The organism is Neorhizobium huautlense, from assembly GCF_030811685.1.
Taxonomy (GTDB): Bacteria; Pseudomonadota; Alphaproteobacteria; order Rhizobiales; family Rhizobiaceae; genus Neorhizobium; species Neorhizobium huautlense_A.
In genome coordinates, this window is the sequence record NZ_JAUSRF010000025.1 from 22,070 (window position 1) to 46,455 (window position 24,386).

The window sequence follows — 24,386 nt, forward strand, 5'->3', positions numbered from 1 at the left end:
TTCCCGTTTCCTATCTTGGCTGTAATCGATCCGCACCATTCGCACGGGCGGATGCGCCAGGCCGTTCACGATGAGGGGAAACATGACCGAAGCCGCTGTAGAAAAGACTGTCGAAAACCATGCCTTTGAGGCCGATGTCGCGCGTTTGCTGCACATGATGGTCCATTCGGTCTATTCCGACCGCAATGTTTTTTTACGCGAACTCATCTCCAATGCTGCCGACGCCTGCGAAAAACTGCGGTATGAAGCGATCACCGACCCATCCCTTTCCGCCGGCGACGGTGAAAACCGTATCACCCTGACGCTGGATGAAGAGGGCAAGCGGCTTACCATCGAGGACAATGGCATCGGCATGAGCCGGGCCGAGATGATCGAGGCGCTCGGCACCATTGCTCGCTCCGGCACGCGCGCCTTCATGGAACGTATCGAGGCGGCCAGAACCGAAAAGGGCGAACAGGATGCGCAGCTGATCGGCCAGTTCGGTGTCGGTTTTTATTCCTGTTTCATGGTGGCGGAAAAGGTCGATGTCGTTTCCCGTCGCGCCGGCAGCGACGAGGCCTGGCGCTGGTCGTCGGACGGCAAGGGCAGTTACGCCATCGATGCGGTGGACGTCTCCGAAGCACCGGCGCGCGGCACCCGTATCACACTGCATCTGCTTGAAGATGCCGGCACCTATACCTCGCGCTGGACGGTCGAAAAGATCATCAAGGACCAGTCCGGCCACGTACCGGTGCCGATCTTGTTGGCTGAAAAGCCCGGTGCGGAGCCGGCGCGTGTCACCGATGGTACGGCGCTGTGGACGCGTTCCAAAAACGAGATCTCTGCGGAAGATTACACGGACTTCTATCGCAGCTTGTCCGGCCAGTATGATGATCCGGCCCTCAACGTGCATTTCCGTGCCGAAGGCCGCCATGAATATACGACGCTCGCCTTCGTGCCCGGCTCGCAGCCGTTCGACATGTTCGATCCCGACCGCAGGGGCCGGATGAAGCTTTACGTGAAGCGCGTCTTCATCACTGATGATGCCGATCTGGTGCCGCGCTACCTGCGTTTCGTGCGCGGTCTGGTCGATACGTCCGACCTGCCGCTCAACATGTCGCGCGAAATGATCCAGGAAAGCCCGATTCTCTCGGCCATCCGCAAGGGCGTGACCAGCCGTGTCCTGACTGCCATCGAAAAACTGGCCGAAAGCGACACGGAGGCCTTCACAAAACTCTGGGAAAATTTCGGACCCGTGCTCAAGGAAGGGATCTACGAGGATTTCGAGCGTCGCTCGCAGCTTCTGGCGCTGTCGCGCTTCCGCAGCACGTCGAGCGGTGAAGGATACCGTTCGCTTGCCGATTATGTGGGTGACGCGAAGGAAGGACAAAGAGCGATCTATTATCTCACTGGCGGCAATCTCGATCAGTTGCGCGCCTCCCCGCAGCTCGAAGGTTTTCGCGCACGCGGCGTCGAGGTTCTCCTGCTTACCGATTCGATCGACAGTTTCTGGGTGATGAATGCGCCGGAATTCGACGGAAAATCGTTCAAGTCGATCACGCAAGGGTCAGCCGATCTTTCGCAATTTGCCAAGCCGGAAAGCGAGCAGGCTGAAAACAAGCCGGAAACGACAGCCGTCATCGATGATCTCATCACCTTTGCCAAGCTGCGCTTGACCGATGCCGTTTCGGATGTGCGGGTTTCGGATCGTCTGACGGAGAGTGCCGTTTGCCTGGTGGCATTTGAGGGCGGTTATGACCGCCAGCTGGAAAAGATTCTGCAGGGAGCGGGCCGTATCGAAGGTGCCAGCAAACCGGTTCTGGAAATCAATGCCGATCACAGCCTCGTAAAGGCGATTGCCGCTAGGTCGGATGACGAGACACTGCGGGAAGATGCCGTCCTGCTTCTTCTCGACCAGGCCCGCATCCTCGATGGCGACAAGCCGGAAGAGCCGCGTGCCTTTGCCGAAAGGCTGCAACGCGTTTTCGAGCGGGCGCTGAGATAATTCTCATCGATGCAGTGGTGCGACCTTGCAACAGGACAAGGCCGCAAAAGGGTGATAAAAACTGATGGCTGCAATGCACGAGACGATTTGCAGCCATATACCCGGATGGTTATATACAGCGCCTGAAAATATGTAGAGACATGGACGTGCACATGCCGTCCCTTTGACGGCATCCCATGGAAAAAAGCCTTCTCCGTTATATCTGGAGACATACACGACGGCAGCAGCTGTTCATCCTGGCCATCGTGGCGGCGTCCATGGTGCCGTATTTCCTTGCCTTCGATCTGCCCAAGCAGATCATCAACGGTCCGATCCAGGGCGGCGGCTTCGAAAGCGAAGGCGCGACGCAGGCCTATATGGATTTCACCGTCACGCTGCCGTGGCTCGGCACAATCTTCCAGTTCGACGGCATTCCGCTGGACCGCCTGGAAACGCTGGGTGCGCTGTCTGGCGTCTTCCTGTTGCTGGTCATCATCAACGGCCTCTTCAAATATTATATCAACACCTACAAGGGCCGTCTTGGCGAGCGCCTGCTGCGCCGTATCCGTTACCAGCTGGTCGATCGCATCCTGCGCTTTCCGCCGAGCTATCTGAAAAAGGTCCATGCCGCCGAAGTGTCAAGCATGGTCAAGGACGAGGTGGAACCGTTCGGCGGCTTCACCGGTGATGCCTTCGTGCAGCCGGCCATGCTGGGCGGGCAGGCGATTGCCGCGCTGTTCTTCATCATGGTGCAGAATTTCTGGCTGGGCATGATCGCAGCCACCATGGTGGCCATTCAGGTCGGCATCATTCCGAAAATGCGCCATCGCCTGATCGAATTGGGTCGTCAGCGGCAGGTGACCGCACGCCATTTCGCCGGCAAGGTCAGCGAAATCGTCGAGGGCATCAGCACCATCCACGCCTTCGATACCTCGAACTACGAGCGTGCCGACGTTTCCCATCGCCTCGGCCATATCTACAAGATCCGCTACGACCTTTATCAGTGGAAGTTTCTCGTCAAGTTCGTGAACAATTTCTTGTCGCAGCTGACGCCTTTCCTGTTCTATTCGATCGGTGGTTACCTGACGCTGCGCGGCAACCTCGACGTCGGGCAGCTGATAGCCGTCATCAATGCCTACAAGGACCTGCCCGGCCCGTTGAAGGAACTGATCGACTGGGATCAGGCGCGCCAGGACGTACAGGTCAAATACGAACAGGTGCTCGAAGAATTCGAAGCTCCGATGATGATTCCGCCCGCCGTTCACACACTGGCGGCCAAGTCGGAAGACAAGTCCTTCTCGCCTCTTGCTGCGGTGAATGTCACGATCGAGGACCAGAGCGGCGCAAGAGTGGCCGAGGGCGTATCGGTCAGGTTCGAGCGTGGTGAAACGGTTGCCATCATCGATAATGCCGGAAGCGGCGCCGAGGCGCTTGCCGAAGCCTTCGGGCGTGTCGCCTGGCCGGTTGCCGGCAAGATCACGCTTCAGGATACCGACCTTCTCGACCTGCCGGAATCCGTATCGGGTCGGGCGATCTCCTATTCGGGCGCCGATAGCTATTTCTTCCATGGCACGCTGAAGGACAATCTTCTCTACGGCCTGAAACACGCGCCGACATCGACCGTGACCTATAGCGGCCGCGATGCGACCCAGCGCCGCTGGGAGATGCACGAGGCCCGCATGGCCGGAAATGCGGACTTCGATATCCATGCGGAGTGGCTGGATCGCAGCACCACGTCGGTGCGCAACGGCCAGAAGGATGATCTGAAGAACTCGCTTCTTGCCGCGCTGGATGCCGTGCAATTGACCTCTGATATCATGGATCTGGCGCTGCATTCGACTTTCGATCCGGAGGTCCACACCGAGCTGGCCGCCCGCATCGTCGATATGCGTCATGCCTTGCGGTCGACGCTGTCGGTCAAGGGGCTGTCGCATCTCGTCGTGTTCTTCGAACCGGATCGTTACAATATCGAGGCCAGCGTCGGCGAAAATCTTCTGTTCGGCACCATGCGGCAGGGGGCGGGTAATGAAAACTCTCTGCTCGATAGCGACTATTTCTACGACGTGCTGCGCTCGGCCGCACTTCTCGAGCCGCTCTTCGACATGGGCGCGGCGATTGCCGAAAACCTCGTCGACATCTTTGGCAGCCTGCCGGAAGATCATCCCTTCTTCCAGCAGATGATCACGCTCAGCGCCGATGAGATCGACGTCTACGAACAGTTGCTTCAGCGTTTCAGCGAACGTCCCGAAGGTGTGCGGCCCAATCGTGACGAGTTGCGCGCCATGCTGCGTCTGAGCTTCAACTATGTGGAACTGCGTTATCGTTTCGGTCTTCTGACGCCGGAACTGTCGGAAAAGATCGTCAAGGCGCGCGATCTTCTGCACGACAAGCTGCCGGCGCATCTTGCCGGCCTTATTGAACGGTACGATCCGCATCGCTATATCGCGCTGGCGAGCCTGCGTGAAAACATCCTTTTCGGCAAGCTCAGCCACCGTATCGCCGATGCCGGCGAACAGATCCGTGCGGTGGCCTCCGGTGTCATGCATGAGAAGGATCTTTATGCGAGCTTCCTCGGCGTCGGCCTGGAATTCGATATCGGCGCGGGCGGCAGACGCCTGACGCTGGTGCAGCGCCAGAAGCTGAATGTCGCGCGTTCGTTGATCCGCAGATCCGATTTCTACGTCTTCAACAGGGCGCTTCCGGGCCTTGATCGGCGCGTACAAAACGAGATCGTTAAAAACGTAGTAGATTTTCTAAAGGAACAGGATCATGATCCTGCCATTATCTGGGTACTGTCAAACACCTCCCTCGCTCGTTTGTTCAAGAGGGTGGTGGTGTTCGATAGAGGCTCGATCGCAGATGATGGAACATTCGAGACTCTCGAGCAGGAAAGTGGTATATTCAAGACGCTGGTAGCCTAGGAAAGGGCTGCCAAGCACAGCTGAACGGTGGTGACGACGATGTTACTGAAGGAAGAAGTACAGCTTTTGCGGCGGATACCTTACTTTGCGAAGGTGGATCCCTGTCGCCTCAAGCTGCTGGCCTTCGCATCCAGCAGGGTCAGCTACGACGCCGATCAGGAACTCTTTCATCAGGGGGATGCCGGTGATTGCGCCTATGTCCTCCTGGACGGCAGCGCAGATATCCTCATGGAATCCCCGGAAGGCGAAGTGAAGATCGGCGAAGTCAAGGGTGACTGCATCGTCGGCGAAGTCTGCCTTCTCTGCGATGGCGTCCGCACCGCGACCGTGCGCACCACCACGCCCGTCGAAGCGCTGAAGATTTGCAAGGATGCCTTCTCCAAGGTCCTGATCGATCCGGGCGTCACGCGTGAAGTGACGCGTGCTTTTGCCGAGCAGTTGCACCGCACGACCAGCGAGCTCGATCGCACGCGCGTCGGTCAGCGACAGCTGGTCAACTGATCCTCACGCCGTCTTCCGGTACAGGAAATATCGGCCTTCTTCCACGCTCGGCAGGCGTGGTAGCTCTTCGAGTTCGGGATGCGACAGGGGGAGACCGCTGACGGCAACACCGCCTTCAGCCAGCATGCCTGCGACCATGCCCGGCAACCACTCCAGCGTGATCGCGTCCTTGTCCGGATAGCCGGTGCCGATGTCGGCATGAACCAGGGCCGCCTTCTTGTCGACAAAACCCTGTCCCGTCTCGCGAATTTCGCCCTCGATGAAGTCACCGGGTGCAGGCGCCAGCGTCTTGTGAGCCGCGAACTGCCGGTCAAATGCCACGACACGCCGGTCGGAAAAGTTTTCGCGCAAGTGGCTGTAGGTCCGACCATTGCCGAGGCCCACTTCGAGCACCGCACCGGCCGGAAGATCGAGCGTATCCCGAACATGATTGAGGATGTCACGCTGCGCGGACATGCGGTTGATGAAGCTGTCGAGCCGGCTCATGAAAAATCCCTATGCCTTGACGATGTGCTCGGCAGCAATAGTGCGGCGGGCAAAGACGTTGCGTGTGTCGATGATCAACGGTGACCATTCTGCGAGTGCCTGATAGTCCACGTCGTCATGGTCGGTGGCAATCAGCACGGCGTCATAGCCGCGGATCGCTGCCTCGCTCCATTCGATCGATGTACGGCCGCGCAGATGGCCATATTCACGCGTCTGCGGAATTTCGCTCACAAACGGGTCGTAATAGTCAAAATCCCCGCCACGCTCGAGGATGATCTCCATCAGCTTCAGCGAGGGGCTTTCCCGGATATCCGGAACGTTTTTCTTGTAGGAAAGGCCGAGGATCAGGATTTTCGAGCGGCTGAGCGCCTTGCCGGCCTTGATGTCCAGCGCTTCGGCAAGCCGGGTGACGACATGGCGCGGCATGGCGGTGTTGATCTCGCCGGCAAGCTCGATGAAGCGCGTCGGCTGGTCGTATTCGCGCGATTTCCAGGTCAGGTAGAACGGATCAATCGGAATGCAGTGGCCGCCAAGGCCCGGTCCCGGATAAAACGGCATGTAACCGAACGGCTTGGTCTTGGCCGCGTCGATCACATCCCAGACGTCGATACCCATGGCCTCGTAGACGACCTTCAACTCGTTGACGAGGGCGATGTTGACGGCGCGAAAGATGTTTTCCGTGAGTTTCACGGCCTCGGCCGTAGCCGTGGAGGCCACAGGCACCACTGTCTTCACCACGGTGCCGTAAAAGGCCTGCATCATCGCGGTTGCCGCTTCGCCGTCGCCGGCAACGATTTTCGGAATGGTCGAGGTTTCGAACTCGCGATTGCCGGGGTCTTCGCGTTCCGGCGAATAACCGATAAAGAAATCCTCTGCCGAACGCAGGCCGGATTTTTCGAGGATCGGTTTCATCACCTCATCGGTCGTGCCGGGATAGGTGGTGGATTCCAGCACGATCAACTGGCCGGGGCGCAGCGTCTCGGCGATCTTTTCGCAGGTTCTTTCCACGAAGGAGAGATCGGGATCGCGGTGATGCGTCAGCGGCGTCGGCACGCAGATGGCAATCACGTCGCAATCGCGCAATTGCGAAAAGTCGGTCGTTGCGAAAAACCGGCCGGCCGCCGTCTCGCCCGCCAGAATATGGTCCGGTACTGCCTCGATATAACTCTTGCCTGCCTCGATCGCCACCATTTTCCCGGGGTCGATATCGAAGCCGGTGACACGGTAGCCGGCGCGCGCCATGGTCATCGCCAATGGCAGGCCGACATAACCGAGGCCGATGACACCGGCGCGGGCGGATCTGGATTGAATGGCAGCCAGAAGGGTGGAGGCCGGAAGGGCAGAGGGAGTGCTGGTCACGGGGAAAGGAACCTGAATTTCGATGTCCCTCAGTTGAGTGCCTTGTGGCGAACTGTCAAGGGACGGCAATAGAGCAATCTGGCCGCAGGCCTTCCACCTCCCATCCATTCACGGCAATGAGGCTTGCATCCGGATCGGCTCGCCGTTTATGCCTTCCTCCATGAAAATAGCCTTTTACGCGCCTCTCAAGTCGCCCGACCACCCGGTTCCATCCGGCGACCGCCTGATGGCGCGGCTGTTGATCGAGGCCTTGCGCCGCAGCGGTCACGAAGTCGAGATCGTTTCGGAATTTCGCTCTTTTTCAGCAACACCGGATGCTCTTTCGCGATTGCAGCAAGAGGCGGGAGGCGAAATCGAACGAATCGATGCGGAATGGCGTCGGGACGGCGTGCCGGATCTGTGGTTCTGTTATCACCCCTATTACAAGTCGCCGGATCTCCTTGGCCCGACGCTCTGCAGGGCGCATGGCGTGGCTTATGTCACCGCCGAAGCCTCCTATTCGCAGCGACGCAATGGTCAGGGCTGGCAGGCGCATCAGAATCTGTTGGCTAATGCATTGCAGTTTGCGGCCGTGAATATCGGTCTCACCCGGCGTGATCTCGAAGGCATCCGCCAATCGGTCACGACTGCAAGGCTGGAACATCTGCCGCCCTTTATTGATACCGCTGCATTCTCCGCGCGGGCCCACGAACCAAAACCATTGCACCTTGTGACGGTGGCGATGATGCGCCCGGGTGACAAGCTCAGCAGTTACACCGCGCTTGCTGCCGCACTTCAGCCGCTGGACGATCTGCCCTGGAGGCTTTCGATCGTCGGCGATGGTCCGGCTCATGATGACGTGAAAACATTGTTTGCCGGATTCGGATCCTGTCGCATCCTCTGGCATGGCCAGCTTTCGGCAGATGAGGTTGCCGGTGTGCTGGCCTCGGGTGCGGTCTATCTCTGGCCCGGCCATGGTGAAGCCTACGGACTTGCCTATCTGGAGGCGCAGGCTGCCGGCTTGCCGGTTGTGGCCGAGCGCATTGCCGGCGTGCCGGAAGTCGTTGAAGATGGCCGCACGGGAATTCTCACCGTCCCGGGAGACACAGAGGCTTATTCGGCAGCCATCCGTCAGTTGCTTACCAATGACGATGCGCGAAAAGCCATGGCAGGTGCTGCTAGAGATTTTGTGCTCGCCGAACGCTCGCTCGATGGTGCCGCCCGTCGTCTCGAAACCATACTGGAAACCCATCTGGAATTTTTGCGATGACCGAACGACTGTTGATCGAAGCGTTGGACAAGCTCGCTTCAAACGGCAACTGTGTCGATCTGTGGCTGCGTGATGACGATTGCATCGAACCGACCGAGGCACTCGACGCCTTCCTCGGTGCTGCCGCGCGCCAAAAAATACCGGCAACGCTTGCCGTCATTCCCGCCCATACCGGCGAGGCACTGGCGAAACGTCTGGAAAGCGAGCCGGGTGTTCTCGTCACCGTTCACGGTTGGTCGCATGAAAATCATGCACCGGCGAGCGTGAAGAAGCGCGAACTCGGGCTCGATCGGCCGGTCGAGGTCGTTGAGGGGAATCTGCGAGCCGGACTGGAAAAACTCACCCGTCTTCACGAGGTACGGCTGTTTCCCATGCTGGTGCCGCCGTGGAACCGTATTGATGCGACCTTGATCGAACGGTTGCCGGGGCTTGGCTTCAACGCGCTCTCCACCTTCGGGCCGGAAAAGCCGGCGGCGGTGACGATGCTCAATACCCATGTCGATGTCATCGACTGGCATGGCACGCGCGGTGGCCGCGATCCCGAGCTGCTGTTCGCCGAAACGGCGGCGCTATGTCTGCCCGGTGGCGTGATCGGCGTGCTCACCCATCACCTCGTGCATGACGATGTCGTTGCGGATTTTCTCGATCGCCTGTTCAGTCTCACCGCCGGTCATCCGGGCTGCCGCTGGCGGTCCGCCGCGGATATTCTGGCGTCACCAGCTTTTCCAGCCGATCAGGAAGCCTGAAGCGTCTGCCTCTGCCCGGCTGACTGCATCCAGAACAGCGTCCACTGGTGCCTGTTGCGGCAGGTTGGCGGCCACGAAGCCGCTATCCGGTACGGTCACCGCGCACAGCCGCGCCAGAAGCGTAAAGATCACCGGCCCTGTCGCCCACCAGGCCGGGGCGCCCGGCAATTCGGCCATCACGCCCGGCAAAGCATCGACGAGAATATCGAAGAGCGGATGTTTTGGCGGCGCGGCGATAAAGGAATTGGTGAGCAACAGGCTGTCGCCACCCAGATTGCGGGGTGTCTGCTCGGCCAGCGCCGACAGGCCGACCAGCGGCAAAAAAGCATCGAAACCGATATCCTTGCGGGCCGGATACCAGTCGCAGTCGAGATAGATGCCGCCCTCGCGCGCCAGGATCAGGTAACGCGCCACATCGACCGCGCCGGGAAAATCGCCCTCGTCGAGAAAGGCGCGGAAAACCGCATTGTCGTAGACGCCGATGGCGCGGATATCGTCCTCCCGCCATAGCCTGTAGCCGTAACCGGTCGCCTCGGCATGCTGTTGCCATGCCGCTGTCCCCACCGGAACAGGCTTCGAGCCGATCCAGATCTGGTGAATGGTTCGAGGTACTGGCCTGTCGTTCATGGCCGCCATGTTTTTCCGCGCAGCCTCATCGATGCGGAAATGCCGTGTCATCCGCTCGGGTTCCGGCACGAGATGATATTGCAGGCCGATACGGCTAACCGCATCGCCTTCGACCTTGGCCAGTTTCAGAAAGGCGGAATGCAGTTTGCGCGGCATTCCAAGCTGCGTCAGCGGTCCAAGCGTCGCCACCGATTGCGGCGCCAGAACTGAGCGCATCTCTTCCAGTGCAACCCGCGCCTCGGCCAGACGCTTCTCCGCGATCAGCGATTTTGCGGTCCGCAATACCGCCTTTTCATCCTGGCCGATACTCATGCCATCTCGCTCCAGTTGCCGCATTCCATGTTATTGCGGCTACGATGTTTGCCGCCCGGTGGTCAAACGCTTTCAATCGCCGGGAACCAACTGTTGTTTTGCGATTTCTGTTACATGGACAGAGTAAGCCTGCGTGCTATAGGCTGCCTGAAACGCCTACTAGACTAGCCATCATCCCCGTCGATCCTACGGGTATCAGGATAAAACAGTGACCGAACGCCACGATTTGCTGCGTGCCGAAAATCTGAGCGTGTCGTTCCCGTTTTACGGCGGACGTATCGAGGCGATCCGTAATTTCAGCCTGCGCATATCGCCCGGCAAGGTAACCGCGCTTGTCGGTGAATCTGGTTCCGGCAAATCCGTCTTCGGCCGCACGATCATGGATATCGAATCCGCCTCGGCACAGATCGGTGGCAGCGTGCTGTTCGACGATCCTGCCGGAGTAGAAGGGCCGATCGATCTCCTGAGCCTTCCCCATGACGGGCGAAAGATCCGCTCCATTCGCGGCAATCGCATCGGCATGATCTTTCAGGAACCGATGGTCTCTTTCTCACCGCTACACACGATCGGCAACCAGATCGAGGAAGCGTTGAAGACCCACACGATCCTGTCGCCGACAGAGCGGCACGAACGGGTGATCGAAATGCTCGGCCTCGTCGGCTTTTCCAAGCCGAACAAGGTGTTTGGCATGTATCCGTTCGAGCTTTCCGGCGGCATGCGCCAGCGTGCGATGATTGCAATGGCGCTGATCTGCCGGCCGGCGCTGCTGATCGCGGATGAGCCCACGACGGCACTCGACGTCACCATCCAGGCGCAGATCCTGAAACTTCTGAAAGACCTGCAGTCGCGTTTCGACATGGCGATGCTGCTCATCACCCATGATCTCGGCGTGGTCGCCAATCTCGCCGACGAGGTCGTGGTGGTCTATCGCGGCGAGGTGATGGAAGCCGGTCCGGTGGACGAGATTTTCCGCAATCCGCAACATCCCTATCTCAAGGGCCTGATGGCCGCCGTTCCGCATTTCGACATGCAGCCTGGCGAACGCCTGAAGCCGCTGCGCGATATCGGTGTCGACGGCAGCCGTATGCTGGCGAAAAAGAAGGCGGCCGCCGAGCCCGATCCGGGGCATCCGCGCTCCGATATCCTGCTTTCCGTCCGTAATGTCAGTAAATCCTTCACCGCCCGCCGTTCGGGTTTCTTTGGCCTCGGCACGCCGGAAAAGACGCTCGCCGTCAACGATGTCAGTTTCGATATTCTGCGTGGCGAAAGCCTCGGCCTTGTCGGTGAAAGCGGTTGCGGCAAGACCACGCTCAGCAAGATTTTGATGCGCGGGCTGAGTGCGGATGCAGGCAGCGTCACCTTTAATGGCGCTGAAGGTCCTGTCGATGTTCTGCATGCTGAGAAAGAGGATCTGAAAATCCTGCGGCGAAAAGTGCAGATGGTGTTTCAGGACCCCGTTTCGTCGCTTTCGCCGCGCATGACGGTGCGCAACATTATCGGCGAGCCCTTGCAGATCCACGAAAAGGGCGATGCGGAAAAACGCACCCGCATCGTTGAGGCACTCACCAGTGCCATCGGGCTGGAGCGCAGTGCACTCAGCCGTTATCCGCACAGTTTTTCCGGTGGCCAGCGTCAGCGTATCGGCATTGCCCGCGCGCTTGCACTCGGGCCGGAACTGCTGATCTGCGACGAGCCGGTCTCGGCGCTTGATGTGTCCATCCAGGCGCAGATCCTCAATCTGCTGAAGGATCTCAAGAAGGAACTCGGGCTCACCTATCTGTTCATCTCGCACAATCTTGCGGTGGTGAACTACATGGCCGATCGGGTTGCCGTCATGTATGCCGGACGCATCGTCGAGATCGGCCCGGTCGAGACGATCATGCGCTCGCCGGTTCACCCCTATACGCGAAAACTGCTGGCTGCCGTGCCTTACCCGGATCTCGACCGCCCGCTCGATTATGCGACGGTGGGCAGCGCCTTGAAACGCCCGAAATGGGATGCCCCTTTCGATGATGATGATGACCGGCCGGAGAGCCTCGCGCATGCGGATCTCGGTGGCGGCCATTTTGTTCTGGCGCAACGCAATGCCGATGCACGGGAGCTTCGGCCATGATCACACGCCGCACCTTGCTTGCACTTCTCGCATCTTCCGCGGCCGCGCCGTTTGCCCGGGCCACGCAGACGGATGCGAGCCTTCAGGCATCGACAGTTCCACCAGGCCCGCCCAAGGCTGCCCGTATCATCAATCTTGCATCACTCGGTCGCGAACCCGGTAAACAGGGCGGCACCGTGCGCATGCTGATCGGCGGCCAGCGCGATATCCGCCTAATGCCGATCAACGGTTATGCTCGGCTGATCGGTTACGACGAACATCTCAATCCGCTGCCGGATCTTCTCGAAAAATTCGAGGTCGAGCACTCGAAGGTTTTTACCTTTCACCTGCGTGAAGGACATCGCTGGTCGGATGGCAGCCCGTTCACGGCGGAGGATTTCCGCTATGTCTGGGAGGACATGTTCCACAACACGGAACTGCATCGCGGTGGCATTCCGGCAGAGTTGAAAGTGGATGGCGCGGAGCCGCGTTTCGAAATTCTCGATGAACGCACGGTGCGTTATTCCTGGGATACGCCCAATCCGGATTTTTTGGCGCAGCAGGCAGCGCCTTCGCCCACACGGCTGATGATGCCATCGGCCTATATGAAGCAGTTCCATCCAAAGTATCAGGATGCGGAAACGCTGGCCAAGCTGATGAAGGCCAATCGCCTTGAAGACTGGTCATCGCTCCACCAGTTCATGGGGCGTACTTTTCGGCCGGAAAATCCCGGCCTGCCGACGCTGGAACCCTGGTGTCCGCGCACCAAGCCACCAGCGCAGCAATTCATCTTCGAGCGCAATCCGCATTTCCACCGCGTCGACGAAAACGGCGTGCAATTGCCCTATATCGACAAATTCGTGCTCAATGTCAGTTCGCCGGGTCTGATCGCCGCCAAGGCCGGTTCAGGCGAAAGCGACCTGCAGATCGCCAATATCGATTTTGCCGACTACACATTCCTGAAAAGCTCGGAAAAGCGCTTTCCGGTTCACGTCAATCTGTGGAAACGCACGCAGGGCTCGCGCATCGCGCTGATGCCCAATCTCAACTGCAAGGATGAGGTCTGGCGCACGTTGTTCCGGGACGTGCGTTTCCGGCGTGCATTGTCGCTGGCGATCGATCGCAGCGAAATCAACAAGGCGGTGTTTTACGGGATCGCCAAGGAAAGCGCCAATACGGTTCTGCCGGAAAGCCGGCTTTACCGGCCTGAATATGCCCAGGCCTATACCGCATTCGATCCAGAGGCGGCCAATCGTCTGCTCGATGAAACGGGGCTTGATCGGCGCAACGACAAAGGCCTGCGGCTGCTGCCGGATGGTCGCGTTGCCCACATCACCATCGAATCCGCCGGTGAAGATTCATTCGAAAGCGATGTACTGGAACTGGTCGCCGATCACCTCTTCAAGATTGGCATCGCTATCCATACGAGAGCGACGCAAAGGGAGTTGTTCCGGCGCCGCATTCGTGGCGGCGAAACGATCATGTCCGTCTGGCAGGGGCTGGATAATGGCGTGCCGACCGCCGACATGTCGCCGCAGGAATTGGCACCGACTTCGGACGATCAGGTGTTCTGGCCGAACTGGGGACTGAACTACATGTCCGGCGGAGGCGATGGTAATCCTCCCGACATGCCGGAAGCGAAACAGTTGCTCGACCTCCTGAAGGAATGGCGCCGCAGTGGCGAGACCAGCGAGCGCGAGGATATCTGGCACCAGATGCTGTCGATCTTCACACAGCAAGTTTTCACCATCGGTCTTGTCAATGCGGCACTGCAACCGGTGGTCAGTTCATCGAGGTTGCGCAACATGCCTTCGCGCGGTCTCTTCTGTTTCGATCCCTATTCCTATCTCGGTGTCTATATGCCGGACACGTTCTGGTTCGGGGAGAGTGCCTGATGCTGCGTTACATTCTCTGGCGCATCCTAGTGATGATCCCGACCCTGCTTTTGATTTCGATGCTGGTCTTCACCATCATCGAACTGCCGCCGGGCGATTATTTCGAAAGCTATATCGAGGAACTGCGGGCCATCGGCGAAAAGGCCGATCTGCAGGAAATCGAGGAATTGCGGGCGCGTTACGGTTACGACAAGCCGATACCGATCCGTTACCTCAACTGGGTCGGTGGCATGCTGGTCGGCGATTTCGGGTATTCCTTCGAATACCGCCTGCCGGTCAGCGAAGTTGTGGGTGATCGCCTGTGGCTCACGGTTCTGGTCTCCTTCGTCACCATCGCTCTCACCTGGATCATCGCCTTCCCGATCGGCGTTTATTCGGCCACCCGCCAGTATAGCTGGGGTGATTATGGATTGACGCTATTCGGCCTGATCGGCATCGCCGTGCCGAATTTCATCTTCGCGCTGATCCTGATGTATTTCGCCAATATCTGGTTCGGCACCACGATCGGCCATTTGATGGATCAGAAATATCTCAACCAGCCGATGAGCTGGGACAAGTTCTGGTCGATCCTGGAACACCTGTGGATCCCTGTCATCATCATCGGTACGGCCGGAACGGCCTCGATGGTGCGCCGGTTGCGCGCCAACCTTCTGGATGAGCTGCAGAAGCAATATGTCATGACGGCGCGTGCCAAGGGCCTGCATCCGATGAAGGTGCTGACCAAATACCCGCTGCGCATGTCGCTCAACTTCTTCATCTCGGATATCGGCTCCATCCTGCCGTCGATCATTTCCGGTGCGGAAATTACCGCCGTTGTGCTCTCGCTGGAAACCACCGGCCCGATGCTGATCAAGGCCCTGCAGAGCCAGGACATGTATCTGGCCGGTTCGTTCCTGATGTTTCTAGCCTTCCTGACGGTGATCGGCGTGCTGGTCTCGGATATCGCGCTGGCACTGTTTGATCCGCGCATCCGTCTGAAGGGAGGGGCCACCAAGTGAAGCCCATGCTCCCGCAAAGCGGCCAGCCGCTCGATCATTACGTCTCGACCGCCCCGTTCGATCCTTACGCAACCGAAGCGGCAGCCGGCTCCAGCGCCTATACTGAGGCCTCGCAGCTGCGGCTGATGTGGTGGCGGTTCAAGCGCCACCGGCTGGCGCTGATCTCCGGCATCCTTCTGCTCGTTGCATATCTGTCGATCATCATCGTCGAGTTTCTGGCGCCGTATAACCTGCATACCCGCAATATCGACAGCATCTATTCACCGCCGCAATCGGTGCATCTCTTTCATGAAGGCGAGTTCGTCGGGCCGTTTGTCTACAAGCAGCGCATGCAGCTCGACATGACGACGCTGAAGCGGGTCTATACCGACACCAACATCGTCCAGCCGCTGCGTTTCTTCTGCAAGGGGGACGCCTATCGTTTTTGGGGGCTTTTCGAAGCCGACCGCCATCTCGTCTGCCCGGCAGAAAACGGCGATTTCTTTCTGCTCGGCACCGATCGCCTCGGCCGCGATGTGCTGTCGCGCATTCTTTATGGCGCGCGCATTTCGCTTACGATCGGTCTTCTCGGCATCACCACAAGTTTTATTCTCGGCATCGTGATCGGTGGTCTTGCCGGCTATCGCGGCGGCGTGTTCGATCTCATCGTCCAGCGCATCATCGAGGTCTTGCAGTCCATCCCCAGCATCCCGCTCTGGCTGGCACTTGCCGCCATCATGCCGCTCACCTGGAGCCCGCTGGTCATCTATCTCGGCATCACCTTCATCCTCGGCCTGCTGGATTGGACGGGGCTGGCGAGGGCGGTTCGCTCAAAGCTCTTTTCACTGCGGGAAGAGGATTATGTCCTGGCTGCGCAGCTGATAGGCGCCAGCAAGACGCGCATTATCGGCCGCCATCTTGTGCCCGGCTTCATGTCGCATCTCATCGCCAGCGCCACGCTTGCCATTCCCGGCATGATCCTCGGAGAGACCACGCTCAGCTTCCTCGGTCTCGGCCTGCGCGCGCCGATCACAAGCTGGGGTGTCTTGCTCACGGAAGCGCGAACGGTTAACGTGATCGCCCTCTACCCATGGCTTCTCTTCCCGGTCATCCCGGTCATCGTGGTGATCCTCGCCTTCAACTTTTTGGGAGACGGCTTGCGCGACGCCGCCGATCCCTACAAGTGACACGCATAGAATTCGTATAATCTGTAACGAAAGACCCACATGACGCGCCGTCTCGATAACGCTCGCATCCTCATGTACAGCCATGACACGTTCGGACTCGGCCATCTGCGCCGCTGTCGCGCCATCGCCCATTCGCTGGTTGAGGATTACCGTGGCCTGAATGTCCTGATCATCTCCGGCGCCACCATTGCCGGTGCCTTCGATTACCGCGCCCGCGTGGATTTTGTGAAGATCCCGTCGGTCATCAAGCTGCGCAACGGCGAATATACGTCGATGGACCAGCATATCGATCTTCAGGAAACCCTGAAGATGCGCCAGTCGATCATCCGCCACACCGCCGAAACATTTGATCCCGACATTTTCATCATCGACAAGGAGCCGCTCGGCCTGCGCGGTGAGGTCGAGGACACGCTGGCCTACCTGAAGACGCGCGGTACCAAGCTGGTTCTCGGTCTGCGCGAAGTCATGGATGCACCGCATCTGCTCGACAAGGAATGGCAGCGCAACGATGTGATGCGCAAGATCGGCCAGTATTACGACGATATCTGGGTTTATGGCCCACCGGAATTCTATGATCCGCTGGTCGGCCTCGATGCACCGCAGAATGTCCGCTCGAAAATGAGTTTCGTCGGCTTTCTGCAACGCGCCGTCGGCGAGGGCGTGCAGTCCGATCACCGCCAGAAGGACGATTACATTCTCGTCACCACAGGTGGCGGTGGTGATGGCGCCGATCTCGTTCAGGAAGTCATTGCCGGATACGAGGCCGATCCCACCTTCACCCAGAAGGCACTGATCGTGCTTGGCCCTTATATGCCTGCCGAACAGCGTCATCGCCTGCAGGAAGCGGCCGCGCGTGTTGGCCCATTGGAAGTGATCGAGTTCGACAACCGCATGGAAGATCTGGTGGCCAATGCCAAGGCCGTCGTCGCCATGGGCGGCTACAACACCTATTGCGAGATCCTCTCCTTCGACAAACCGGCGCTGATCGTGCCACGCACCCAGCCGCGCGAAGAGCAGTTGATCCGTGCGCAACGTGCGACCGAGCTCGGCCTTGTCACCATGCTGTTGCCGGAGGAATCCGCCGATCCCAAATGTATGGCAGCCGCCTTGCGAACCCTTCTCACCCAGCCCGCTCCCTCAGCCGGTGATCCAAGCCTCAGGCTTGAGGGGCTTGCCCATATCTCGTCCATGGTCGGTGAATGGATGAAGCGCCGCGACGGCGATCATCTGACGGTCGTGCAGGGCTGAGCAACACATGCCGGAATTGAAGAAGATCGTCGTCCTCCTGAAGGGCTATCCGCGCCTTTCGGAAACTTTTATCGCGCAGGAACTCTTGGGGCTGGAACGGGCCGGGCTGTCGCTCGAACTGTTTTCCATGCGCCGCCCGACGGACAAGAAACGTCATCCGATCCATGACGAGATCCGTGCACCGGTCAAATACCTGCCGGAATATCTGCACGAGGAACCGCTTCGGGTTCTGTGCTCGCTCATGAAGGCTGCGCGCAAGCCGGGTTTCGGCAAGGCAGTGCGCCAGTTTTTTACCGATCTTACCCGTGATTTTTCCCGCAACCGTTTTCGCCGGTTCGGCCAGGCGGCCGTGCTGGTGGCCGAGTGGCCGGCGGATGCCGACTGGCTTTATGTACATTTCATCCACACACCGGCCTCGGTCGGTGCCTATGCGGGCATGATCGCCAATATTCCATGGTCTGTCTCGGCGCATGCCAAGGATATCTGGACCTCTCCTGCCTGGGATCTGCAGGGCAAGCTCAGCCAAGCCAACTGGGCCGTCACCTGCACGCGCGCCGGGTTCGATCACCTGACTGAACTGGCTGGCCGCGAAGGTATCGTCAACCTCAGCTATCACGGCCTCGATCTCGATCGTTTCCCGGTCTTTGCCGAAAAGCGGAATGTCCGCGATGGCTCTTCCGCAGAAGACCCCGCCATCATTCTCTCCGTCGGCCGCGCCGTGAAAAAGAAAGGTTACGATACGCTTCTCAACGCCTTGGCGCTTTTGCCAAAAGATCTACACTGGCGTTTTCGTCATATCGGCGGGGGCGAACAGTTGTCTGCCCTGAAGGCGCAGGCGGAACAGCTTGGACTGACCGACCGCATCGAATGGTTCGGCGCGCTGGCGCAGGTGGAAGTGCTGGAACACGACCGCAACAGTGATGTCTTTGCGCTGGCCTCCCGCATCACCGATGATGGCGATCGTGATGGCCTGCCGAATGTTCTGGTCGAAGCCGCCAGCCAGCGCATGGCCTGCGTGGCCACTGCCCAGGCCGGCATTTCCGAACTGTTTGTCGATGGCGAAAACGGCCTGCTCGTGCCCCCGGAAGATGCGGCGGCTCTGGCCGCAGCGCTTGAACGCATGATCCGCGATCCGGCGCTCCGCCAACGTCTCGGCGATGCCGCCGAACATCGCGTCCGCCACGAATTCGATCACCGCGCCAGCATTCGCCAGCTCGAAACGCTGTTTGCCGCGCACCGCGGAAAGGCATGACATGACAACCACCAACCGCCAGCCGCGCGTCTTTTTCTACGTCCAGCATCTGCTCGGCATCGGCCATCTGGCTCGCGCCAGCCGTATCGCGGCGGCACTGGTGGAGGATGGTTTTGCCGTCACGCTGGTCACCGGTGGCATGCCGGTCAAAGGTTTTCCGGGGCCGGGCATCGACCATGTCGAGCTGCCGCCAGTCGCAACCGGTGTCGAATTCGCCGGTCTGGCGCAGGCCGATGGCACACCGGTCGACAAGGCTTTTGAGGAAGCCCGCACCAAAATGCTGCTCGATGCCTTCCATCGTATAAAGCCGGATGTGGTCATCACCGAAGCCTTTCCTTTCGGCCGCCGTCAGGTGCGTTTCGAGCTTCTGCCGCTGCTGGAAGCGATCGAAGCCGCAGAACCGCGCCCGGTCGTCTGCGCCTCGGTGCGCGATATCCTGCAGGAAAACCGCAAACCCGGTCGCGATCGGGAAACTGTTGACTTGGTTCAAAACCATTTCGACCACGTGCTCGTCCACGGTGACCCGACTTTTGCTCGCATAGAGAATACGTTCCCGCTCGCAGATGAGATTGCTGACCGGGTCATCTATACCGGCATGGTGGCGCCGCCGGCGCCCAAGCCATCTGAGGAACGTTACGATATCGTCGTGTCCGCTGGTGGCGGCGTGGTTGGCGCAGCCCTCATGCAGGCCGCCGTTGCCGCTTCTGCCGATTTCGATCGCACGCTGAAATGGTGCGTCATCACCGGCCCGAACCTGCCGCAAGCGGATTTCGACAGCCTTGCGAGCAGCACGGCTGAAAACATGACGCTGTTCCGCTTTCGCCCCGATTTCCCGAACCTGCTGGCGTCGGCATCGCTCTCCATCTCGCAGGCCGGTTACAATACGGTGGGCGATCTGCTGCAGACCTCCTGCCGTCTGCTTCTCGTGCCCTTCGCTACTGGCGGAGAAACGGAACAGACGGAGCGTGCTGAAAAACTGAAGGCCATGGGGCTCGCGGTCGTGGTGGAAGAGGCCTCGCTGTCGAAGGACAGCATGTCGGCCGCCATTACTGAGGCCTTGCAGCTGCCGCCACCGTCCTCGGTGGATATCCGCATGGATGGCGCACGCGAAACAGCCCGGATCCTGCGCGGGCTTCTGGCAGAGCGGCCGTAACAGGCGCGTTGCGCCTCTTATTCGCTGGCAGGGCGGGTGCGGCCATGCCCCAAATCTTTCAAACCCTTACCTGTCCTCATTTGCGTTTTCGCAATTCGGAACTTCGGCCTATCTTCGGCGTTGAGCGTGATCGTCGCTGGAGGAGGAAGCCCGATGACCACACCCGTGACCAAGCCGGATGATTCGGCCGAGCCGAAAACCGAACTCAACCGCATGATCGGCCCCGGCCTTTTGCTTCTCTTCATCGTCGGCGATATTTTGGGGACAGGCATCTATGCGCTCACCGGTCAGGTGGCGGCGGAAGTTGGCGGTGTCGTCTGGCTGCCCTTCCTGATCGCCTTCGCCGTGGCACTGGTCACCGCCTGCAGCTATCTCGAACTCGTCACCAAATATCCGCAGGCCGCCGGCGCCGCGCTCTATACGCACAAGGCGTTCGGAGTGCACTTCATTACCTTCATCGTCGCTTTTGCGGTCATGTCGTCGGGCATCACGTCAGCCTCGACGGCGTCGCGCGCCTTCGCCTCCAATTTCACCGCAGCAACCGGGTTCGATTTCGGCGCTTATGGTGTCACCGGCGTGGCGCTGTTCTTCATCGCTGCCGTCGCCCTCATCAATTTCCGTGGTGTCGGTGAAAGCGTGAAGATGAATGTGCTGCTGACGGTGGTGGAACTCACCGGTCTGTTCATCATCATCGGCATCGGTTTCTGGGCGATCGGCAATGGCCAGGGCGATGTTTCGCGTGTCTGGACGTTTGAACCGGCAGGGGATCACGGTGTCATCTGGTCGGTGGTGGCCGCCACCACACTCGCATTTTTCGCCATGGTCGGCTTCGAGGATTCGGTCAACATGGCCGAGGAGTGCAAACAGCCGAGCCGCATCTTTCCAAAAGTGCTGCTGGGCGGCCTCATCATCACCGGCGTCATCTATATCCTCGTTGCCATCTCGGCCATCACGCTGGTTTCCGCCGCCGATCTCGGCGAAGGCGAAACGCCGCTCCTGAAGGTCGTGCAGGCGGGTGCGCCGAACTTCCCGATCAGCATTTTTGGCGTCATCACCATGTTCGCGGTGGCCAATTCGGCGCTGATCAACATGATGATGGCGAGCCGCCTAATCTATGGCATGAGCCGCGAGGGCGTGCTGCCAGCGTCACTCGGCAAGGTACACAAATCGCGCCGCACGCCCTATGTCGCCATCGGTTTCACGACACTGCTCGCCATCGGCCTCATCACCTTCGCCGGCGGCGTGAAGGAGCTTGGCGGCACTACCGCGCTTCTGCTGCTCGGCGTTTTTGCCCTCGTCAACGTCGCGGTTCTGGTTCTGCGCAAGGACACGGTGGGCCACAAACACTTTCGTACGCCGACGTTCCTGCCGGTCATCGGTGCGGCCAGCTGCCTCTTCCTCGTCGGCCCATGGACCGGCCGCGAGCCGGTGCAATACACGATCGCCGCCATCCTGCTCGCCATCGGCGTTGTGTTGTGGTTCGCGACGGTGCGGTTCATGAAGGCGCAGGCGCAAACGGCCTGATTTGTTTTGGTGATCCGGTGGGCATGATTCTCCCGCCGGGTGCCCCCATCTTCGCAAGGAAAAGGCGGCAACCTGAACAGTCGCCGCCTCAAATCTCACATACCGGCTTCGGTCATCCAGAGCTCGGCGTCGGCGCCGCCGGGAATACGAAGCGGGGCGGATAGGTCCGTGGCCGCGCGCCAGACGGCTTCCGCCACATCGGGTGCATAGGTCACGGGTCCCGTATCTTCCTGCACGGCTTTCACGAACTGCTGAAGCAAGGGCGCATAATCCGCATTGTCCATTCCGCGCAGGTGAGGGCGCGCATTCTCCCCGAAACGGGTCTGCGGTGAACGGCCCGGCAGAACGATATGCACCCGAACGCCAAAAGGCTCCATCTCGATCGCCAGGGATTCCGTAAATGCGTTCACCGCTGCCTTGCTGGCTCGATAGACGCCGATCACCGGCAGGGGCTTCACGGTCACCGTTGAGGTGACGTTGATGATGACGCCCGCCCGGCGCTGGCGCATCTGCGGCGCTACGGCCTGAATCATCTCCAATGTGCCGATCGTGTTCGTCTGGAACAGCGATTGCACCGTTTCCGGCGCTGTAAGCTCGACCGGCGCGGGCGCTCCAAAACCAGCATTGTTGACGAGGACGTCGATCGGTCCCGCATTTTTGACGACATCAGCGATGCTCTCTGAATCGGTGACGTCGAGAGCAAGAATGCGCAGACGCTCGGATGGCGGCAACAGGTCCGGGTTGGGCTTGCGCATCGTCGCGATCACGTCCCATCCCCGTTCGAGAAACAGTTTCGCGGTCTCAAGACCAAAGCCGGACGAACAACCGGTAATCAATATCGTGGACATCAGCTTCTCCTGAATAAAAGCAATGAAGCCATGGTAGTGACGCAGCGTAAGACTTTATATATTCTAAAATCCTCATTTCTTTAGCGATAGTCCTGGTCATGTCCATCGATCCCCTTGCCGAAATCGTCACGTTGCTGCAGCCCAAGGCGCGTTTTTCGAAACTGGTCGAATGCGCCGGTGTCTGGCGGATCGAGCGGGAGGCGACGGGCGAACCGTTTTATTGCGCCATCCTCGAGGGACGTTGCCGCGTCAGGTTCGGTGGAGGCCAGCCGTTCACGCTGCAGGCCGGCGATTTTGTGCTCGTGCCGGCCATGCGCGATCTTGCCAATGAGAGCATCGACGCGCCGGCCGATCTCAAGGCCATGTTTCCTACTCCGCTCGACGACGGTCGTTTTCGCGTCGGCAACCTTGAAGGAGCGGCCGATCTGCGCATGCGCATAGGCCATTGCAGTTTTGGCTCGCCGGATGCGGCCTTGCTGGCTCCTCTCCTGCCGGATGTGGTTATCGTTCGCGATGAACCACGGCTTGCAACGCTGATGCAGCTGGTCGGTGAGGAAACACGCGGGCAGCGGCCAGCGCGCGAACTCGTGCTGGAGCGACTGCTGGAAGTGTTGCTGATCGAAGCCTTGCGATCAGGCACACAAGCCACCGCATCGCCGGGCCTCAGCCGTGGCCTTGCCGATGAACGCCTGTCGGCAGCGCTGCACGCCATGCATGCGCGCCCCGCTCATCCGTGGACGATCGCCGATCTGGCCACAGAAGCCTCACTGTCCAGATCGGCATTTTTTGCCCGTTTCAGCCGCATCGTCGGCCTGCCGCCGATGGAATATCTGCTGGTGTGGCGCATGGCGCTTGCCAAGCAATTGTTGCGGGGCCGCGAGATCGGCATGGATGACGTGGCTGAACGCGTGGGCTACGGCTCCGCAAGCACGTTCAGCGTCGCATTTGCAAGGCATGCAGGCGTGCCGCCGGCACGGTATGCCCGCAGCCAATTGAGACAGGAATGAGTGTCGGGGTGTTTGGTGGTAGCGCGTAAGCCGTTGTCGATTGTCTACTTACCCAAACCGATCCCGCCAAGCGCCTTGAGCGCCTTCCACCGGAAGCGCCGTTGCCTCGAAAACGCCGCGCGCAATCGCCCGTGCCGTCACCAGCGTCGCCAGATGAAAGATCTCCATCAGTTCCGCGACATCCGCCACCGGTTTTTCAGCCGTGGCGGCGGCAAACATCGTGTCGCCGTCGAAGGGCAGGTGGGCGGGCAGCACGGCGCGGGCCAGTCCGTCATGGGCAAGAATGGACAATCGGTGCGCCTGCGCCTTGGTCAGCACCGCGTCGGTTACCACGACGCCGATCGTCGTTGCCGTCACGTTGATGCCTTTCAGGCGCATATCGGTGTCGAAGGTGGTAGGCATGCCCAGCCCACCGAATTCTTTTCCCTGTTCGAACGGTGCCGCCCAGAAATGCGGGCCATCGCCGATCGTGGCGGATCCCAGTGCATTGGCTGCCACCAGAGCCGCCACCCTGTGCCCGGCTTTCGTTCTGGCGCTGGCCGAACCCAATCCACCCTTAAAGGTCGCTGTCGTCGCACCCGTTCCCGCGCCCACCGTGCCGAGTGCAAAATCGCCCTTCCCGATCGCTTCGAAAGCCTGAAAACCCATGTCGCGATAGGGGGAATGGCGACCCCAATCCTTGTCGCCGCCGTTGAGCAGATCCATCAGGATCGCCTGCGGCACGATCGGCACTTTTGTCGTGCCAACCGTCAAGCCGCGCCCGATTGCGCGCAGACCCGCCTGCACGCCGCCGGCCGCATCCAGTCCGAAGGCCGAACCGCCTGACAGCACAAATGCATCCACCGTCTCGACCGTCATGGATGGGTCGAGAAGGGCGGTGTCCCGCCCACCCGGCGCGCCGCCGAGCACGCTGCCGGATGCGATCACCGGCCTTTCGAAAACGACGGCCGTTACGCCGGAGCCGAGCACGAGATCGGTGGCATGGCCAACGGCCACGCCCGAAATATCGGTCAGCAGGTTTTTCATCGGCGCATCGGCA

Annotated in this window: 19 protein-coding genes; 14 read left to right on the forward strand and 5 right to left on the reverse strand. The window is 59.8% G+C overall.

Features of this window, described 5'->3' with window-relative positions; translation table 11 throughout:
• The first annotated feature begins 82 nt into the window (after positions 1 to 82).
• The 3 genes from htpG (at position 83) to J2T09_RS25280 (ending at position 5,385) form a co-directional block, all read left to right on the forward strand.
• The gene (gene htpG, locus J2T09_RS25270; protein ID WP_306839847.1) at positions 83 to 1,984 is read left to right on the forward strand and encodes a molecular chaperone HtpG; all 1,902 of its coding nucleotides are present in this window, start codon (positions 83 to 85) and stop codon (positions 1,982 to 1,984) included.
• 176 nt (positions 1,985 to 2,160) lie between these two features.
• Positions 2,161 to 4,884, forward strand: coding sequence for an ABC transporter transmembrane domain-containing protein (locus tag J2T09_RS25275; protein ID WP_306839848.1), 2,724 nt, complete (start codon positions 2,161 to 2,163; stop codon positions 4,882 to 4,884).
• 39 nt (positions 4,885 to 4,923) lie between these two features.
• Positions 4,924 to 5,385, forward strand: a complete 462-nt coding sequence (locus J2T09_RS25280; protein ID WP_306839849.1) for a cyclic nucleotide-binding domain-containing protein — start codon at positions 4,924 to 4,926, stop codon at positions 5,383 to 5,385.
• A 3-nt stretch (positions 5,386 to 5,388) separates the two neighbouring features.
• Here J2T09_RS25280 and J2T09_RS25285 read toward each other — a convergent pair whose 3' ends face one another.
• Both J2T09_RS25285 and J2T09_RS25290 read right to left on the reverse strand, forming a co-directional pair.
• Entirely contained in the window at positions 5,389 to 5,871 is a 483-nt protein-coding gene (locus J2T09_RS25285) for a class I SAM-dependent methyltransferase (protein WP_306839850.1), read from the reverse strand.
• A 9-nt stretch (positions 5,872 to 5,880) separates the two neighbouring features.
• Positions 5,881 to 7,230 (reverse strand): nucleotide sugar dehydrogenase, encoded by a 1,350-nt coding sequence (locus tag J2T09_RS25290; RefSeq protein WP_306839851.1) that lies wholly within the window; start codon positions 7,228 to 7,230, stop codon positions 5,881 to 5,883.
• A gap of 160 nt (positions 7,231 to 7,390) precedes the next feature.
• Here J2T09_RS25290 and J2T09_RS25295 point away from each other — a divergent pair, with 160 nt between their 5' ends.
• On the forward strand, positions 7,391 to 8,479 hold the full coding sequence (locus J2T09_RS25295) for a glycosyltransferase family 4 protein (protein WP_306839852.1): 1,089 nt from the start codon (positions 7,391 to 7,393) through the stop codon (positions 8,477 to 8,479).
• Entirely contained in the window at positions 8,476 to 9,225 is a 750-nt protein-coding gene (locus J2T09_RS25300) for a polysaccharide deacetylase family protein (protein WP_306839853.1), read from the forward strand. The genes J2T09_RS25295 and J2T09_RS25300 overlap by 4 nt, the downstream gene beginning before the upstream one ends.
• Here J2T09_RS25300 and J2T09_RS25305 read toward each other — a convergent pair.
• Positions 9,193 to 10,164, reverse strand: a complete 972-nt coding sequence (locus tag J2T09_RS25305; protein WP_306839854.1) for a glycosyltransferase family 32 protein — start codon at positions 10,162 to 10,164, stop codon at positions 9,193 to 9,195. The genes J2T09_RS25300 and J2T09_RS25305 overlap by 33 nt on opposite strands.
• Positions 10,165 to 10,372: 208 nt before the next feature.
• Here J2T09_RS25305 and J2T09_RS25310 point away from each other — a divergent pair, with 208 nt between their 5' ends.
• From J2T09_RS25310 to J2T09_RS25345, 8 genes are all read left to right on the forward strand, one after another.
• On the forward strand, positions 10,373 to 12,277 hold the full coding sequence (locus tag J2T09_RS25310; RefSeq protein WP_306839855.1) for an ABC transporter ATP-binding protein: 1,905 nt from the start codon (positions 10,373 to 10,375) through the stop codon (positions 12,275 to 12,277).
• Entirely contained in the window at positions 12,274 to 14,151 is a 1,878-nt protein-coding gene (locus J2T09_RS25315) for an ABC transporter substrate-binding protein (protein ID WP_306839856.1), read from the forward strand. Before J2T09_RS25310 ends, J2T09_RS25315 begins: the two co-directional genes overlap by 4 nt.
• Positions 14,151 to 15,149: an ABC transporter permease gene (locus J2T09_RS25320; protein WP_306839857.1), complete on the forward strand. Its 999-nt coding sequence runs from the start codon at positions 14,151 to 14,153 to the stop codon at positions 15,147 to 15,149. The genes J2T09_RS25315 and J2T09_RS25320 overlap by 1 nt, the downstream gene beginning before the upstream one ends.
• Before the next feature lie 5 nt (positions 15,150 to 15,154).
• Positions 15,155 to 16,315 (forward strand): ABC transporter permease, encoded by a 1,161-nt coding sequence (locus J2T09_RS25325; RefSeq protein ID WP_373458643.1) that lies wholly within the window; start codon positions 15,155 to 15,157, stop codon positions 16,313 to 16,315.
• Between the two features lie 39 nt (positions 16,316 to 16,354).
• Positions 16,355 to 17,563, forward strand: a complete 1,209-nt coding sequence (locus J2T09_RS25330; protein WP_306839859.1) for a glycosyltransferase family protein — start codon at positions 16,355 to 16,357, stop codon at positions 17,561 to 17,563.
• A gap of 7 nt (positions 17,564 to 17,570) precedes the next feature.
• A complete protein-coding gene (locus tag J2T09_RS25335; protein ID WP_306839860.1) occupies positions 17,571 to 18,815 on the forward strand; it encodes a glycosyltransferase in 1,245 nt (414 codons plus the stop codon).
• A 1-nt stretch (position 18,816) separates the two neighbouring features.
• Positions 18,817 to 19,968 (forward strand): glycosyltransferase family protein, encoded by a 1,152-nt coding sequence (locus J2T09_RS25340; RefSeq protein ID WP_306839861.1) that lies wholly within the window; start codon positions 18,817 to 18,819, stop codon positions 19,966 to 19,968.
• Between the two features lie 153 nt (positions 19,969 to 20,121).
• Complete coding sequence (locus J2T09_RS25345; protein ID WP_306839862.1) at positions 20,122 to 21,492, forward strand: APC family permease; 1,371 nt, start codon at positions 20,122 to 20,124, stop codon at positions 21,490 to 21,492.
• Positions 21,493 to 21,587: 95 nt separating this feature from the next.
• Here the strand turns inward: J2T09_RS25345 and J2T09_RS25350 are convergent, their stop codons facing one another.
• Positions 21,588 to 22,340 (reverse strand): SDR family oxidoreductase, encoded by a 753-nt coding sequence (locus tag J2T09_RS25350; RefSeq protein ID WP_306839863.1) that lies wholly within the window; start codon positions 22,338 to 22,340, stop codon positions 21,588 to 21,590.
• Between the two features lie 98 nt (positions 22,341 to 22,438).
• Here J2T09_RS25350 and J2T09_RS25355 point away from each other — a divergent pair, with 98 nt between their 5' ends.
• Complete coding sequence (locus J2T09_RS25355; RefSeq protein ID WP_306839864.1) at positions 22,439 to 23,347, forward strand: AraC family transcriptional regulator; 909 nt, start codon at positions 22,439 to 22,441, stop codon at positions 23,345 to 23,347.
• A 48-nt stretch (positions 23,348 to 23,395) separates the two neighbouring features.
• Here the strand turns inward: J2T09_RS25355 and J2T09_RS25360 are convergent, their stop codons facing one another.
• A complete protein-coding gene (locus tag J2T09_RS25360; RefSeq protein ID WP_306839865.1) occupies positions 23,396 to 24,373 on the reverse strand; it encodes a P1 family peptidase in 978 nt (325 codons plus the stop codon).
• Positions 24,374 to 24,386: the final 13 nt, after the last annotated feature.